Source organism: Flavobacterium gyeonganense, from assembly GCF_029625295.1.
GTDB classification, from domain to species: Bacteria; Bacteroidota; Bacteroidia; order Flavobacteriales; family Flavobacteriaceae; genus Flavobacterium; species Flavobacterium gyeonganense.
Genome location: NZ_CP121112.1, coordinates 1,774,355 through 1,789,067, shown reverse-complemented (window position 1 = coordinate 1,789,067; position 14,713 = coordinate 1,774,355). Strand labels below are relative to the sequence as shown.

At 34.9% G+C, this 14,713-nt stretch carries 18 protein-coding genes; 6 read left to right on the top strand and 12 right to left on the bottom strand.

Annotation, left to right across the window (positions count from 1 at the left end):
* Positions 1–11 precede the first annotated feature (11 nt).
* On the bottom strand, positions 12–467 hold the full coding sequence (locus tag P5P89_RS07810; RefSeq protein ID WP_278011429.1) for a DinB family protein: 456 nt from the start codon (positions 465–467) through the stop codon (positions 12–14).
* Positions 468–542: 75 nt separating this feature from the next.
* Between P5P89_RS07810 and P5P89_RS07805 the strand changes: the two genes are divergently transcribed.
* From P5P89_RS07805 to nadD, 4 genes are all read left to right on the top strand, one after another.
* On the top strand, positions 543–899 hold the full coding sequence (locus P5P89_RS07805; RefSeq protein ID WP_278011428.1) for an arsenate reductase family protein: 357 nt from the start codon (positions 543–545) through the stop codon (positions 897–899).
* A gap of 228 nt (positions 900–1,127) precedes the next feature.
* Positions 1,128–1,988, top strand: coding sequence for a YicC/YloC family endoribonuclease (locus P5P89_RS07800; protein ID WP_278011427.1), 861 nt, complete (start codon positions 1,128–1,130; stop codon positions 1,986–1,988).
* Positions 1,989–2,052: 64 nt separating this feature from the next.
* Positions 2,053–2,625 (top strand): guanylate kinase, encoded by a 573-nt coding sequence (gmk, locus tag P5P89_RS07795; protein ID WP_031455082.1) that lies wholly within the window; start codon positions 2,053–2,055, stop codon positions 2,623–2,625.
* 107 nt (positions 2,626–2,732) lie between these two features.
* A complete protein-coding gene (gene nadD, locus P5P89_RS07790) occupies positions 2,733–3,314 on the top strand; it encodes a nicotinate (nicotinamide) nucleotide adenylyltransferase (RefSeq protein ID WP_278011426.1) in 582 nt (193 codons plus the stop codon).
* Between the two features lie 158 nt (positions 3,315–3,472).
* Here the strand turns inward: nadD and P5P89_RS07785 are convergent, their stop codons facing one another.
* The 11 genes from P5P89_RS07785 to P5P89_RS07735 form a co-directional block, all read right to left on the bottom strand.
* Entirely contained in the window at positions 3,473–4,066 is a 594-nt protein-coding gene (locus tag P5P89_RS07785; RefSeq protein ID WP_278011425.1) for a rhodanese-like domain-containing protein, read from the bottom strand.
* A 47-nt stretch (positions 4,067–4,113) separates the two neighbouring features.
* Positions 4,114–5,583, bottom strand: coding sequence for a nicotinate phosphoribosyltransferase (locus P5P89_RS07780; protein WP_278011424.1), 1,470 nt, complete (start codon positions 5,581–5,583; stop codon positions 4,114–4,116).
* Between the two features lie 7 nt (positions 5,584–5,590).
* Positions 5,591–6,043 (bottom strand): nucleoside 2-deoxyribosyltransferase domain-containing protein, encoded by a 453-nt coding sequence (locus P5P89_RS07775; RefSeq protein WP_110307111.1) that lies wholly within the window; start codon positions 6,041–6,043, stop codon positions 5,591–5,593.
* Complete coding sequence (locus P5P89_RS07770) at positions 5,997–6,587, bottom strand: RNA 2'-phosphotransferase (protein WP_278012000.1); 591 nt, start codon at positions 6,585–6,587, stop codon at positions 5,997–5,999. The genes P5P89_RS07775 and P5P89_RS07770 overlap by 47 nt, the downstream gene beginning before the upstream one ends.
* A gap of 42 nt (positions 6,588–6,629) precedes the next feature.
* On the bottom strand, positions 6,630–7,157 hold the full coding sequence (locus P5P89_RS07765; RefSeq protein WP_278011423.1) for an NADAR family protein: 528 nt from the start codon (positions 7,155–7,157) through the stop codon (positions 6,630–6,632).
* 10 nt (positions 7,158–7,167) lie between these two features.
* Complete coding sequence (locus P5P89_RS07760) at positions 7,168–8,250, bottom strand: adenylosuccinate synthetase (RefSeq protein WP_278011422.1); 1,083 nt, start codon at positions 8,248–8,250, stop codon at positions 7,168–7,170.
* A 3-nt stretch (positions 8,251–8,253) separates the two neighbouring features.
* Positions 8,254–9,114, bottom strand: a complete 861-nt coding sequence (locus tag P5P89_RS07755) for a hypothetical protein (RefSeq protein WP_278011421.1) — start codon at positions 9,112–9,114, stop codon at positions 8,254–8,256.
* A 2-nt stretch (positions 9,115–9,116) separates the two neighbouring features.
* Positions 9,117–9,452, bottom strand: coding sequence for a hypothetical protein (locus P5P89_RS07750; RefSeq protein WP_031455095.1), 336 nt, complete (start codon positions 9,450–9,452; stop codon positions 9,117–9,119).
* A 152-nt stretch (positions 9,453–9,604) separates the two neighbouring features.
* Complete coding sequence (gene prs, locus P5P89_RS07745) at positions 9,605–10,438, bottom strand: ribose-phosphate diphosphokinase (RefSeq protein ID WP_278011420.1); 834 nt, start codon at positions 10,436–10,438, stop codon at positions 9,605–9,607.
* A 73-nt stretch (positions 10,439–10,511) separates the two neighbouring features.
* Positions 10,512–11,204 carry an NUDIX hydrolase gene (locus P5P89_RS07740; RefSeq protein WP_278011419.1) on the bottom strand — a complete coding sequence of 231 codons (693 nt, stop codon included), beginning with the start codon at positions 11,202–11,204 and terminating at the stop codon, positions 10,512–10,514.
* A 179-nt stretch (positions 11,205–11,383) separates the two neighbouring features.
* A complete protein-coding gene (locus P5P89_RS07735) occupies positions 11,384–12,283 on the bottom strand; it encodes a LysR family transcriptional regulator (protein ID WP_278011418.1) in 900 nt (299 codons plus the stop codon).
* An 85-nt stretch (positions 12,284–12,368) separates the two neighbouring features.
* On the opposite strand from P5P89_RS07735, the gene P5P89_RS07730 reads away from it, so the two are divergent.
* Positions 12,369–13,133, top strand: coding sequence for a type 1 glutamine amidotransferase domain-containing protein (locus P5P89_RS07730; protein WP_278011417.1), 765 nt, complete (start codon positions 12,369–12,371; stop codon positions 13,131–13,133).
* 4 nt (positions 13,134–13,137) lie between these two features.
* Positions 13,138–14,295 (top strand): iron-containing alcohol dehydrogenase, encoded by a 1,158-nt coding sequence (locus P5P89_RS07725; RefSeq protein ID WP_278011416.1) that lies wholly within the window; start codon positions 13,138–13,140, stop codon positions 14,293–14,295.
* Positions 14,296–14,713: the final 418 nt, after the last annotated feature.

Genomic DNA, 14,713 nt, shown 5'->3' with positions numbered 1-14,713 from the left:
ATCCGAAAGTTCTAAACCAACTTTCGGATACTCATTATTATTCCGGTGTGTGTGCCTTCATGGTAATTATTGAATGAGAGAGCATCTTCAACATTTCGAAGTGTAAATCCCATACTTGTAGTGTATTCAGTATAATTTGTGAAAATTTTATCTGCATAATCTTTTTCAGCCTGATGTAATGTCTCTGAAAGTAATCTTCTGATTTCATCGACTTCAGCTTGCGAAACGTCGCCTTCCGGTTTGGTGTCTTTTCTGTATTTAGCAATAAACTCATCAGAGACTATTGAAGCCAGACCCGATAATTTATAAACTAAAGCTTGTTGGGCAGCTATACAGTGTGCAATATTCCAAATAAGGTTGTTTTTAAAACCTTGCGGAATTTTATTTAATTGTTCTAATGAGTGATTGTCCAGGACTTTCAGAAGAATTTCCCTGCTTGTTTTTTGTACTTCGAATACTGGATTCATAAATTTATTTTTTAATAAAATTATACAATTTTAAGTTGCAATGAATTTTCTTTGTATTCAAAATAAATTAAAATTATGAACAAAATATACTACTTAGCTTCTTGTGATACGTGTCGAAAAATTATCAAAAATTTGCCAAAAGATAATGATCTGGTTTTTCATGATATTAAACAAAATCCGATTACTGAAGCAGAACTTGAAGAAATGTACCAGCTTTCCGGAAGCTACGAAGCGTTATTTAGCAAAAAAGCGCAATTGTACAAGTCAATGGATTTAAAAAGCAAAGCCTTGACTGAAGCTGATTTTAAAAAATACATCCTCGAACATTATACTTTTTTAAGCCGTCCTGTTTTTATAATTAATGACAAAATTTATATCGGTAACAGCCAGCAGAATATTTTGCAGGTTATGAAAGTCCTGGAAGAAAAGTAAACCGGGGAATTCCTCAGGATTCAGGTTTGCGTTAGGGATAAAAGTGGAAATCCTTTTTTGGGCTTTTTTCTGCCCGAAAAAGATTACTCCGTCAATTCGCTTTCGCTCGGGTGTAACGGATAGCCCGGCCTTTAGGCAACGCCCACATATTTAAAAACTCAGACGCCATAAAACTAGAAATCTTCCCTGTTAAGTTTTTTAGTATCTTTGCGCCTTTATACTCAATATATGATACAATCGATGACGGGTTTTGGTAAAGCTTCTTTGCAATTGCCAACTAAAAAAATTACTGTAGAAGTAAAATCTTTAAATAGTAAAGGTTTAGACCTGAATGTGAGAATGCCTTCTGTTTACCGTGAAATGGAATTGGGTTTACGAACCCTGATTTCAACCAGACTGGAAAGAGGAAAAGTCGATTTTGCGATTTATGTTGAAAGTACTTCAGAGCAGACTTCTACGAAGGTAAATGTTCCGGTTGTAAAAAATTATATAGTCCAGTTAAGAGAAGTTTATCGGGATGCTGATGAAACCGAATTGATGAAAATGGCGGTCCGTATGCCGGATGTTTTGAAAACAGAGCGTGAGGAAATAGACGAAAACGACTGGGAGCAGATTCAGGTAATCATTGATGAGGCATTGCAAAATATTTTAAGTTTCAGAAAAGACGAAGGAGAGTCGCTTGAGAAAGAATTCAACCTTCGAATTGGTAATATCCGCCAATATATGAATGATGCGCTGGCTCTTGATCCGGAACGTGTTCAGGCGATAAAAGACCGTTTGCATACAGCCATTTCTGAACTTCAGGTAAATGTAGACGAAAACCGTTTTGAACAGGAATTGATCTATTATTTAGAAAAACTGGACATTACTGAGGAAAAAGTTCGTTTGACGAATCACTTAGATTATTTCATTGAAACTTTAAACGGAAATGAAGCTAACGGCCGTAAACTGGGTTTTATTACTCAGGAAATGGGGCGTGAAATCAATACCATGGGTTCAAAATCGAATCATGCCCAAATGCAGAAACTGGTAGTGATGATGAAGGATGAACTGGAGAAGATTAAGGAACAGGTACTAAACGTATTATAAAGTAATCAGTAAGTGAATAATAATTAGCTATTCACCAATTACTAATTACTAATTGCATATAAAAATGAATAAAGGAAAATTAATTGTTTTTTCGGCACCTTCAGGATCCGGAAAAACAACGATAGTAAAGCATTTGCTGAAACAGGAAGATTTAAATTTAGAGTTTTCAATCTCAGCAGCTTCCCGTGACCCGCGCGGAGAAGAAGTCAACGGGAAAGATTATTATTTTATTTCGCTTGACGAATTCAAAAAACACATCAAAGCAGAAGATTTCCTGGAATGGGAAGAAGTATACCGAGATAACTTTTACGGTACTTTAAAATCGGAAATTGAAAGAATCTGGGCTTTGGGTAAAAATGTAATTTTCGATATTGATGTGGCCGGAGGATTGCGCATCAAACATAAATTTCCCGAACAGACTTTAGCCGTTTTTGTAAAACCACCAAGTGTTGACGAATTAAAACGCCGATTAAAAGAACGCTCTACAGAAAGCGAAGATAAAATCAATATGCGTATTGCAAAAGCTTCGGTTGAACTTGCGACGGCTCCTCAATTTGACGTGATTATTAAAAATTATGATTTAGCTGTAGCTTTAGAAGAAGCGCATCAGTTGGTAAAAGACTTCGTAAATAAGTAATTATTCCACAAAGATACACAAAGACAAAGCGCCGAGATTCGCAAGTATTTTTTTAAACTTTGCGAATCTTTGTGCTATCTTAGCGAATCTCTGTGAAACCTCAAAAAATGAAAATAGGCCTCTACTTCGGAACATATAACCCCATTCACATTGGTCATTTGATTATTGCCAATCATATGGCGGAGTTTGCCGGTTTAGATCAGGTTTGGATGGTGGTTACGCCTCATAATCCTTTAAAAAAGAAAGCTACTTTGCTCGATGATCATCACCGTTTACAAATGGTGTATCTGGCAACTGAGGATTTTCCAAAAATAAAACCTTCGGATATTGAGTTTAAATTGACCCAGCCGAATTATACTGTAAATACACTCGCACATTTGCATGATAAATACCCCAATCATGAGTTTTCATTGATTATGGGAGAGGATAATCTCAAAACACTTCACAAGTGGAAAAACTATGAAGTACTTTTAAATAATCATGATATTTACGTTTACCCGCGTATTTCAGAAGAACCGGAAAATACCGAACTAAAATCGCATCCAAAAGTTCATATTATTGATGCGCCTGTTGTAGAAATTTCGTCTACTTTTATTCGGGAGAATATTAAGAAAGGGAAAAATATTCAGCCACTTTTACCTTCAAAAGTATGGGAATATATTGATCACAATAATTTTTATAAAAAGTAAAACGCAATTTTTGTCATTTCGAGGAACGAGAAATCACATAAAGTGAAGACACACAGTACGTCGCTCTCTGGATGTGATTTCTCGTTCCTCGAAATGACAAACTAGTACAAAAAAGCCTGAATGGATAAAATTCAGGCTTTCATTTTTTATGATGTTTCTTATTTCACTTCGGTTCCTTCAAATTGTATTCTCGAATCATTCACATTGACCAGCTCATCGAGTTCATAGATATTTTTATAACCGTATCCATAAAGGTTAATGTGTGTTGGAATATTCAATGCCAGCATAATGGGTTTTCTGTTGGACAGAATCTGGGTTTCGATATTGGTTTTGGGTTTCGCCATCTTCGAAGCAAAATCTATTGGATCTCCATCAAAATTATTATTGCAGTAAATCAATATTCTGGTATTTGGATCCGGAATTAACTTTAAAAGGTTTTCCTGCGTAAAGTCAGTAAAATCAAGATGAATCGCTCCTTTTAAATGTTTTCTGTTGAAACGAAAATCGGAACGGGAATCCAAAATTACTGTGTTTTCTTCCTTTGCCATTTTCAAAAAAACATCCAGACTCACTAAGTTTTTTTCTCGTTGCTTTTCTAATTCGCTCACCAGATTTTTAAAATCATCATAATCAACCAGTGCTTTTGGATATTGGGTGTCTTTTTCCATCTTTTTTCTTTTGTTTACCTGTGAATGGATAATGCCGGTTATAAAACAGCAGCCAGCTAAAATGATAAGAGCTGTAATTTTCATAGTTTTATATTTAGTTCAGATTAAATCTGTTTATAACCGGCGTATTTTTATGCCTCAACACTTATACCTGCACTGACACGGGCTCTTATATCACTTAAAGACTGATCTGCCAAAAGTTTCCCGTCTCTGAAAACTTCTTTCAGTTCACCTTGTTTTTCTTCATCCCATGAAACATTATCTGTTAAATGATATACACCGTCAACCAAATCAATTTTCATAAGGCCTTTTGCAGATTTTTTGGTTCCGTCATCCGTGATCGGATCTTTGAAGATCGCTCTTCCTTCTCCATCAACTTCGCCATAAGTAGCTTTCATCGCAAAACCAAAAGTATCTCTGGTATTATATTGATACGTAAAAGAACCAATTCCCAAAACTACATTGGTAGAAGCGAATCCTTTTGCTTTTAATCGCTCACAAATCTGAATCGCTCTTGTTACCGTAATACTATCGCCGTAAATAGCGCCAATTTGCGGTACTAATTCTTTAAAACCTTTGTCATTTACACTTCCGCCAAAAACATCCCAGATAAGTTCGATAACACCTTTCTTTTCCTGTTCTGTTTTACCGTTCGGGTTTCCGCAGATGATATCTACCGGATCACCGCTGTCAGGACGGATTACCACTTTTCCTTCTCTTGAAATGATTTCTTCTTTTAAGCGCGGCAGATAATCAGTCAAAACTTTCCATAAATCCCATGTGTCAGAAACGATAGAAACAATTCCTTTTGGATATACTTCTGTAATTAATCTTTTGAAAGTTTCACATTCGCCTTCTGTAGTTCCCATACACATTACAGAATGTTCAGTTGCGGCAACAGAACCTGCGATTAATTCGGTATCAGAATTGGCATTGTAATATTCTTCGAAGAAATCAATCGCCGGAATGGTATCTGATCCTGTAAAACTCAATAAGTGTCCGGCTGCAGAAGTCACGGCAGCTTCGATTCCGCCCATTCCTCGCATAGAGAAATCATGTCCCTGCCAGTTGACAAAATCAGGTACAGATGAAGTCTCTTCCGCATATTTGTCTAGTACTTTTCTGTATTCTCTTGCGATGGTAGCTGAGTTACATGGCAGCCAGATTACGGCAGAAAGCAAGGTTTCGAAATAATTCGTCAGCCAGAAAAATTCCGGAATGGTATTGTACATCGTAAACATTGGCACTCTCAACGGAACGCTTGCACCTTCCGGCAACGCTTTAAAAACCATCGGGATATAGCCTAAATCATGTAAATCTTCGATATGTTTAGTCCCTACCTGGTTTTCGCCCAAATAATTATTGATTCTTCGGGCGTATTTTTTAACCACTTCCTCTTTTGGCTGTTTAAAAAAATACGTATCAAAATCATGAATAATGTATTTTTTGATGAAATACTGCAATCCGAAAAACACCACTTCTTCAAGACCTTCGATTCTTGATTTTCTGGGTGTCCAGTTAGAATATACTAAAGTGGTTTTGTCCGGGTATTGCCTTCTGTGGTCAACTTTGTAACCATCGGTTAATAATAGTGGGTTCATGTACTTGTTATTTTAGTAAATTAAGGATTAACTCTTCTAATGTTTTAAATTGTTCTACTGCATATCTTTTACATACAATATCGATGTTGCCTTTACGCCAAAAATCTTCTTCTACAACCACTTTTATTTTCTTCGATTGTGCATAAAGACCAAATTCAAGTAAGGATATTGGTGACATTGTATTTCCTGCAAAATACATAATTATAATGTCTGCTTTTTCTAATGCATTCAATTCCCAGGTTACTTGTTCATTGAAATTATCATTTTCTATGGTTTGTGACCAGCTGGAATCCCACTCATTTCTTCTGGGATTAAAAAGGATAAATTTATTTTCTAATAATTCCTCACACTTTTTTTGCCAATTTATCGCTTTGTCCATCTCAATAGATCCAGCTAAAAATATGGTTTTTATATCATCCTGCAGTGGAATTTCTTCTGGAGATCTGTAAATTCTTTTCATGATTAAACTCAATATATTTTGGAGGAACTTCATCAGTCAGCCAGACATTGTTTTCAGATAAATAAAATCGAAATCCATCTTTAAACATTTCACCGCTTTTAATTTTAAGAATTTGAGCAATTCCTCTTCGGCTTCCTACTTTTATTGCCGTTTCTTTATCTTTTGAAAGATGTACGTGTTGCCGGCTCATTTTTTTTAAACCTTCTTTGCGGATACTTTCCATAAACTTTCCAACTGTTCCATGATACAAATATTCAGAAGGTTCAGTTTCGGCCAGATTTAATTCAACTGAAATCGAATGTCCCTGACTTGCGCGAATTCTAGTTTTATCCTCGTTATAAGCGAAACGCTTTTTATCATTATTTTCCACTACGTAATCTAAAAGTTCGGCGTCCATACGATTCCCTTTTTTATTACATCTCTCTATTAATTCATTGACATCTGCCCAGCCATTTTCGTCGAGTTTTAATCCGATTTTTTCTGGTGAATGTCTGAGCACCAGACTCAAAAACTTGCTGGCGCTCTTTGCTATATTTTCATTCATTACCAATGATATGTTCCAATAGAACATTTTTATTATTTATAATTATTTCAATTCATCTCTAACCTCCATTAAAGCAAAACCTAAAAGATTCAAGCCTTTCCACTTTTCAGGATTTAAAGCATCTTTATGGTTTCCTGCCATTCCGATTCCCCAAATTTGGTCAACCGGACTTGCTTCTACTAAAACTCTTTCTTTTGTATTTAATAAAAAGGTTTTCAAATCAGCATTTTGACTGAATTTATGATAGTTCCCTTCTTTTACAATTTCATATCGGTTTTCTAACCAAACCGTATCAACATAATTTTTGACTTCTCTACCCAATTTTTTAGCTTCAGCTGGAGAATCAGCTTCAAGAATTTTTTCTAAAATTTTCTGATCCTGAAATAATTCTGCTTTCTTGGCCATCATCCAGTGTTCGGCAGTCTTATAAGTTATTTTATCTACTTTAAAAGAACTTAACCACCATTGACTGAAACAGGTTTTTGTGATTTTTCCGTCTTTGTTTGGCTGATGTCCCCAGAAAAATAAAAACTTACTTTCCGGAGCTATAGTATTTATAGTGTATTTCATTTTTCTCTTTTTATTGAAACAAAGAAGTAATGTTTTTAAAATCTTTCGAATCAGGTGAAAATGATCCGTAGATTTCATTGAATTCCGTTGTGAGGCTTTCAAACTCATAATCCTGCTCCAGCTGATCCATACAGGTTACAACCAAATTTCGTTTTGCCATTGGGCTGTAAGCTGCATCGAGTTTTAGAGCATAATTTAAAAGTTCATAATTCAGACTTCCAAATCGTAAGTGTTTTTGGTATTCGTTAAAAACACAAGTTTCTTCTTCGTTGTTTCTTAATTTTATTTCTCCTTCATTTGCCATCCAGCCGTGTCCGTGGCGGGTTGCATAACTTCGGGTTACATAATACACTGCTACATCTTCAATCTTTAGTTTATTACAAATTTCAATGGCATTTTTTGAAGTTGTATTGGCATAGGTTACATTTGGGAAAACACCGTGATCCATGTCTAGCAGAATTCCCTGACTGCCTTCAAAAATGAGATTTTCGTATTTTGAAAGGAACGTATAATCGACAATATTCCATTTCAATTTATCGATTGCTTCCAGATATTGAATGACTTCTTCGTCAATTTCACTTTCGTTTAAAAAACCATAATAATAGGCGATTTGGTTTAATTTTTCTAAAAGCATTTCGCGGGGCGCAATCAAATCGATGGCAAACAATTTATACGGACCTTCGTTTCTTTTCATGGTGGAACCAATGCCTTTTCCGCAGGTTCCGTTTTCGATGTTTCGCACATTTCCTCTGTTGTGCCATACATCAAAAGGAGTGGTGACTTTTGCTAAAGGATGAATGTACAAATCCAGATTAGCGTCTTTTTCTTTTAATTCTTCTCTTTCATTATATAAAAAGAGTGGATGAATCGTGCAATGCTCGCTGTAATAAGAAGGTAATCCCCTAAGTGCACCGCTCGCAAAACTCGAATGAATGTGTTTTTTACCATTAATCATTACGGTATGCGCCGCTTGCTGTCCTCCTGAAAACCGTATAACTATAGATTCAGGATTTTGTCTCGCCAGAAAATCTGTTGTTATGCCTTTTCCTTCATCACCAAATCCTAAACCTATAACTATTTTTGCTGTTTTCATGTTCTAGAGCATTTCAATATTATCTAATCCGTCAAGCGGAATTGTTCCTAAACCTAAACCAGAATTTTTATGTTTATCGCAAATGATCTTGGTAATGATATTTGGAATTTCCCTGTGATCTTCGATAGACAAACAGTTTTGTCCCAATAATTCTTTCCACGCTACATTTGCTGTTATTGCCTGATCAGAATGTAAAACACTAATATGATATACTTCGTATCGTTTTTGCGCTTCTTTTAATAATTCAAGAGCAGTATAAGTTTGTTGTCCCTGACCCATAATTTCCTTTATGGCTGATGCTGGAAGTGTGCCTAAATTTGGTTCATCACCAACAGTAAACAACAATCCTTTTTGTCCTCTTTTTTCGAAAGCGTCGGTTTTGGTATGAAAAGCGGCAAAATACCATGCCAAAAGATAACTTTCTCCGGCGTTTCCACCACCGCCTGATTCAATATACGTTCTGGTTAACCACATATCCAGCTCTTCGTCTCCAGATTCAAACTGACCGACCTGAAGTGGATATCTGTCACATTCGTGATCGCCAATTCCTAAAAATAAAAGTGCGGGATCCGGAACGCCACCCTGAATAATTCCACCCATCAATTTTGGCAATCCTTCTTTAATCAATTCGTGTGGAATATGTCCCATGCTTCCCGTAACATCCAGTCCTAAAATAATCGGAACTGAATTGGGATGCACTTCAGAATCTCTGGCTTCCCGAAAAGTTATGCCATTCGGATTCATAGATTCATGTGCCATTCGTAAAGAATTCTGTGTGAAAATTTCACTTGCAGATTTTTTTCCATAACCTGCTGCTTCTGCTCTGCTTAAACGAGCTCCTAAATCATATCTTGTACCTCCCATAACTAAAATGTTTTACCAAATAAATATTCGAATCGTTTTTTTGTAACTTCAAACTGAATATTTAGATTTCTGATTGTTAATGATAATTCCATGTCTTTTTGTACAAAAGCTTCCGGTTGAAAATCGGCAAAAGTCAGACTGTTTTTATCCAGCGGACTAATATCAATTAATCCTTCTTGTTCTCTTTCGAGCCTTTTGATTTTTAATTCAATATCTTCGACTCTTCTTCTGTAAATTAATTCAGAATCCTCACCAATTGTTTTGGCTCTGTCTTCTCTAATCTGATCATTGTTTCTTTTTAAAGATTCAATAAATCTTGGTTTTAAATCGTCGCTCATAATTTTTGTGGTTTTGTTTCAGGTTTTCTTTGTTTCAGGATTCAGGTTCCAATAAACTTGAAACTGAAATGCTAAACATGAAACGGTTAATAGAATTTTATTTTAGGTTTCACCTTAAGCAGATAACTTGAAACCTGAAACTTGAAACTTTTTTAAATTAACGTTTCAAGCCCAATTACCTGAACACTTTCACCTTCAAAATCTTTTACAGAATTCGTTGTAAATATTTTGTCAAAACAATCTAAAACTTCAAATCCTTTATTGAAAATTCCGTGGCTTACGGCTAGGTATAATTTACCTGCATTTTTCTTTTTTAGTTCTTCGGCTAATCCTACGAAAGTTCCTCCTCCGTCGCAGATATCGTCTACAATCAAACAATCTATTCCGTTTAAATCGTCTTCATACACTTTGAAACCAGATAATTTTCCGGTTTTTACGTCACGGCTTTTGCTGCATTCTACTACATCAATTCCGCCTAAGAATTCAGAAACTTTATAGATTTTCTTCAAAGCACCACCATCGGGAGAAATCAATTTTACGTTTTCGCCAATTACCTTTAAAACTTGTTGGATAAAAGTATGATTCGGAACCACTTCGCAGTTGTTTACCAATGCGGGAGTAACTTCAGAGTGTGCATCAAAAACATAAACTTTATTTAATTGAAGTGTATTGATAATATCTGCATACACTTTTACAGATAAAGATTCTCCTTTAATCATTACACGATCTTGTCTTGCTGCCGGGAAATACGGAATAAAAAGATCAATGATTTTAACGTCCATTCTGCGTAAAGCATCAACAGTAATACACAACAAACCTAAATCGTTGAATGAATTTAACCGGTGAGTTATGGTTACTTTTTGTGTTGTATCAAAATCAGGATTGATTTTAATATGTGGTTCTCCTCCAGAAAAGGTAAAACTTTGAAACTGGATTTCTTCCTGGTTAAGGATAGGAGCGAATTTTGGGTCGAGATTTAGTATCATAGTTTTTAGTTTGCGTTAATTATACGCAAATATAGAATTATATTTTTGATTGACAATTTATTTTGTGTAAAAATTACGCAAACTTTATTTCAAAGTGAAAGCCTTTTTTAGTTAATTCACTATATTTCAATTTGTTAAACTTAAAAAGTTTTGCCGGACGCCCGCTTTTTGAGGATCCAAATTGTTCTGTTTCTTCAATGATTTCAAAACTTAATATCTTTTTTCTGAAATTTCGTCTGTCAATTTCTTTCTCTAAAATGGTACAGTATAAGTTTTCAAGTTCAGAAAAAAGGAATTCTTTAGGCAGTAAGTCAAAGCCAACCGGCTCATAAGTAAGCTTCGCTTTTAGGCGTTCAATAGCCTTTTTTAGAATATTGTTATGATCAAATGCTAAGGTTGGAACCTCATTAATTTTGAACCACTGTGCATGTTCGGCATCAGAATCGGCTTTGATGGTTAATTTGGAAGGGTCAACCAGGGCAAAATAGGCCACAGAAATCACACGATTTCTCGGATCTCGATTTACATCATCACCAAAAGTAAAGAGCTGTTCAAAATAAGTAACGGTAACATTGGTTTCTTCTTTTAATTCTCTTTTTACTGCATCCTGCAACGATTCGTCATTTTTGACCAAACCGCCCGGCAACGCCCAATACGATTCCTGTGTACCAAATTTCTGTTGTATTAAAAGGACATACAATTGATTGTGCTGGTAGCCAAATACAATTGCATCAACAGCTACTCTGATATTTTGAATGTTAGTCATATTCTAAATGCGTAAGATTTACACAAATATAAAGTTTTATATTTCTTACGCTGAGCAATTTAAATTTTAACCCACAAAAAAAGATTGGGATAAACCTGATTTTGCTATAGAACAAATTTAATGTGCAATAAAATATCCATGCTCATCATTTTTGATGATTTTTTTTGGAGTAATGATTTTTAAGTAGATAATGCAATTCTGACTTCGTTGGCAATGATATCAAAAAACGTCTTCAAATTGTTGTTTTTAGCCGCCAACAAATAAACATATTCTTCAGGAACATGAAAGCTATTCCATATCAGTTGTAATTTATTTTGCTGAATAAATTTTCTGGCATTACAATTCCACGTTACAGCAACACCGGAATTTTTCGAAAGTATTTCCAGCATTTCATATTCTGATGGGATAATATAATTGGGAACCATTGACGGTCTCTTTTTATGGAAAGCATAAAGCCAGAACAATTTTATATGTGGAATTCTGGCATCATGTGAATACCATTTTTGTTCGTTCAGCCACTGTTCCGCTTCAGCAAAATTATCTGATTTTAGTTTCTGACGAAATTCAGTAATATCTAAATTTGTTGGTCCAACCAATACTAATTTAATCTTAGCAACCGTTTCCTGAATGGTATCAAACGTATCGTATTTTTTGGAAACAATGGCAAAGTCCAGTTTTTTAGAATCGACTAATGAAAACAGCGTGTCATCATCGGCAAAAGTAAAATCGATTAAATCAAATTTTGCAATTAAAGCATGGCCAACACTGCTGAAAAGATGTTTTGAGATGCCCACAGAAATTAAGCGCGTAGCATCTTCAGCTTTTGACCTAAAAGTAGTTTCTACATTTTCAAGACGGTCAAGTGCATCTATAATCAAGTTATTCAGTAACTTAGCATACTCTGTTGGTTCTACGCCTTTAGACTTTCGAATAAATAATTTATTTCCAACATGAGCTTCCAACATTGAGATTTGCTGACTAACTGCCGGCTGACTCATAAAAAGCTCTTTTGCGGCAACAGAAAAGTTTCCGTTTTTGTAGACCGCCTTAAATGTTCTATACCATTCTAAATTGACCATAGCTATAAATTTACTTATAACAAACATAGTTTATTTTATTTTTACAAATATCATATAAGGTGTAAATTTGTTTAAAATTAATCAAATGAACAAAATAGCATTATTTGCAATCATAATCTTAACAGCGAGTAGTATTTCGACTACTGCTCAAAAATTAAATAAAAAAAAGATGAAAAAAGTATTATTTGTGCTTACGAGCCATGACAAATTAGGAGATACAGGTGAAAAAACAGGATTTTGGACAGAAGAATTTGCTGCGCCATATTATACCCTTATAGATCAGGGATATGTTGTCGAAATTGCAAGTCCTTTAGGTGGCCAGCCGCCAATTGATCCAAAAAGTAATGATCCGAGTGCTGCTACAGAAGACACTAAACGCTTTGATGCGGATTTAGCTTTACAGGAAAAGTTAAAACATACGCATAAAATTACAGAAGTGGATCAGAAAGATTATGATGCGGTTTTTTATCCGGGTGGTCACGGACCAATGTGGGATTTGGCCGTTGATCAAAATTCTATCGCTTTGATTGAATCTTTTTACAATCATAAAAAACCAGTAAGTTTTGTTTGTCACGCGCCGGCAGCATTAAAAAATGTAAAGATTGATGGTTCTTATCTGGTAAAAGACAAAAAAGTTACGGGATTTTCAAATACTGAAGAAGAAGCAGTTGGATTAACAAAAGTGGTTCCGTTTTTATTAGAAGATGCCTTGAAAGCAAATGGTGGTGAATATTCAAAAGGAGCTGATTGGGCAGCTTATGCAGTAGAAGACGGTTTGTTGATTACAGGTCAAAATCCGGCTTCATCAAAACTGGTAGCTGAAAAATTAATGTCAAAATTAAAAAAATAAGCAGATGTTAAACTTTGAATTATACAATCCGACAAATTTAATTTTCGGGAAAGGACAAATTGAAAAACTTTCGACTTTGGTTCCAAAAGACGCTAAAATATTATTGGCTTACGGTGGTGGAAGTATTTTTAAAAACGGAATTTACGATCAGGTAATCAGCAATCTGAAAGGTTTTGAAATCGTAGAGTTTGGCGGAATCGAACCAAACCCTAGATTCGAAACTTTGATGAAAGCGGTTGATGTTATTAAAGCTGAAAAAATTAATTTTATTCTCGCAGTAGGAGGAGGATCTGTTATTGATGGTGTAAAGTTTATTTCGGCAGCTGTAAATTTTGATGGGAATCCGATTGATATTCTTCAAAAGAGAATTTTAATTAAAGAAAATGCAATGCCGTTTGGAACAATTTTGACTCTTCCTGCAACAGGAAGCGAAATGAATTCAGGATATGTGGTTACGATCGAAGCGACTCAGGAAAAATTAGCTTCAGGCGGAAGTGCATTATTTCCACAATTTTCTATTTGCGACCCAACTGTAATTGCATCTTTACCTAAAAGACAACTTGAAAATGGTGTTGTAGATGCTTATACTCACGTTATGGAGCAATATTTAACGTATCCAACCGATGCTTTTCTTCAGGATCGAATTGCAGAAGGAATTTTGCAGACTTTAATAGAAGTTGGTCCAGGCGTTGTAGAAAACCCAACCGATTATACTTTGGCTTCTAACTTTATGTGGAGCTGTACAATGGCTTTAAACGGATTAATCCAGAAAGGTGTTCCAAGCGACTGGGCAACGCATATGATTGGCCATGAACTGACAGCTTTATACGGAATTGATCATGCCAGAACTCTGGCAATTATTGGTCCAAGTTTATATAAAGTCATGTTTGAAACCAAAAAAGGAAAATTAGCACAATACGGAAGGAGAATTTTCAACTTAACTGGTTCAGACGATGAAGTTGCCAAAGAAGCGATCAATAAAACCGTAGAGTTTTTCCATACAATGGGAATGGATACCAAACTTTCACAATACACGAATGATTACGACAGAACAGCAGATTTTATTGTAGGCCGTTTTGAAGAAAGGGGATGGAAAGGCTTAGGCGAAAAGCAGCTGGTAACGCTGGATAAAGTGAAATCTATTGTAGAAATGAGTTACTAAAAAATAAAATTTCAAGTTTTTTTAAATTCCAAATTCCAACAGTAACCTAAATTATTGGAGTTTGGAATTTTTGTTTGAAGTTGAAATACCCATTTAATATCAATAAATAGAAATTGTTATTTGGAGCTTAAATTTTGGAATTTGCATTAAAAAAAGGCGTTCTTAAATTTTTTTAGGAACGCCTTTTTAAAATACTAAAACAAAACTAACTAACTCAATTCTTACTAAATTCATTTAATAATCTAATTAATAGTAGTTTACAACGTAACTGTTTGTTTTTTATTGTATAGGAGGAGAAATATTTTTCATTTTTTCGAAATTTTTTAAAAATGTTGTATTTAAAGCTGTTTTGAAAAATTCTTAAATCACATTTTGTGATATTACTGCATTATTAAGTACTTTTGCTTTAAATTAATAA

Bases quoted from the DNA above. Each gene is read 5' to 3' on its own strand.
- P5P89_RS07760 (WP_278011422.1), bottom strand. From the start codon at position 8,250: ATGAAAACAGCAAAAATAGTTATAGGTTTAGGATTTGGTGATGAAGGA.
- nadD (WP_278011426.1), top strand. From the start codon at position 2,733: ATGAAAATAGGCCTCTACTTCGGAACATATAACCCCATTCACATTGGT.
- P5P89_RS07800 (WP_278011427.1), top strand. From the start codon at position 1,128: ATGATACAATCGATGACGGGTTTTGGTAAAGCTTCTTTGCAATTGCCA.
- P5P89_RS07730 (WP_278011417.1), top strand. From the start codon at position 12,369: ATGAACAAAATAGCATTATTTGCAATCATAATCTTAACAGCGAGTAGT.
- P5P89_RS07770 (WP_278012000.1), bottom strand. From the start codon at position 6,587: ATGAATGAAAATATAGCAAAGAGCGCCAGCAAGTTTTTGAGTCTGGTG.
- P5P89_RS07810 (WP_278011429.1), bottom strand. From the start codon at position 467: ATGAATCCAGTATTCGAAGTACAAAAAACAAGCAGGGAAATTCTTCTG.
- prs (WP_278011420.1), bottom strand. From the start codon at position 10,438: ATGATACTAAATCTCGACCCAAAATTCGCTCCTATCCTTAACCAGGAA.
- P5P89_RS07785 (WP_278011425.1), bottom strand. From the start codon at position 4,066: ATGAAAATTACAGCTCTTATCATTTTAGCTGGCTGCTGTTTTATAACC.
- P5P89_RS07805 (WP_278011428.1), top strand. From the start codon at position 543: ATGAACAAAATATACTACTTAGCTTCTTGTGATACGTGTCGAAAAATT.
- P5P89_RS07735 (WP_278011418.1), bottom strand. From the start codon at position 12,283: ATGGTCAATTTAGAATGGTATAGAACATTTAAGGCGGTCTACAAAAAC.
- P5P89_RS07740 (WP_278011419.1), bottom strand. From the start codon at position 11,204: ATGACTAACATTCAAAATATCAGAGTAGCTGTTGATGCAATTGTATTT.
- P5P89_RS07725 (WP_278011416.1), top strand. From the start codon at position 13,138: ATGTTAAACTTTGAATTATACAATCCGACAAATTTAATTTTCGGGAAA.
- P5P89_RS07765 (WP_278011423.1), bottom strand. From the start codon at position 7,157: ATGAAATACACTATAAATACTATAGCTCCGGAAAGTAAGTTTTTATTT.
- gmk (WP_031455082.1), top strand. From the start codon at position 2,053: ATGAATAAAGGAAAATTAATTGTTTTTTCGGCACCTTCAGGATCCGGA.
- P5P89_RS07775 (WP_110307111.1), bottom strand. From the start codon at position 6,043: ATGAAAAGAATTTACAGATCTCCAGAAGAAATTCCACTGCAGGATGAT.
- P5P89_RS07755 (WP_278011421.1), bottom strand. From the start codon at position 9,114: ATGGGAGGTACAAGATATGATTTAGGAGCTCGTTTAAGCAGAGCAGAA.
- P5P89_RS07780 (WP_278011424.1), bottom strand. From the start codon at position 5,583: ATGAACCCACTATTATTAACCGATGGTTACAAAGTTGACCACAGAAGG.
- P5P89_RS07750 (WP_031455095.1), bottom strand. From the start codon at position 9,452: ATGAGCGACGATTTAAAACCAAGATTTATTGAATCTTTAAAAAGAAAC.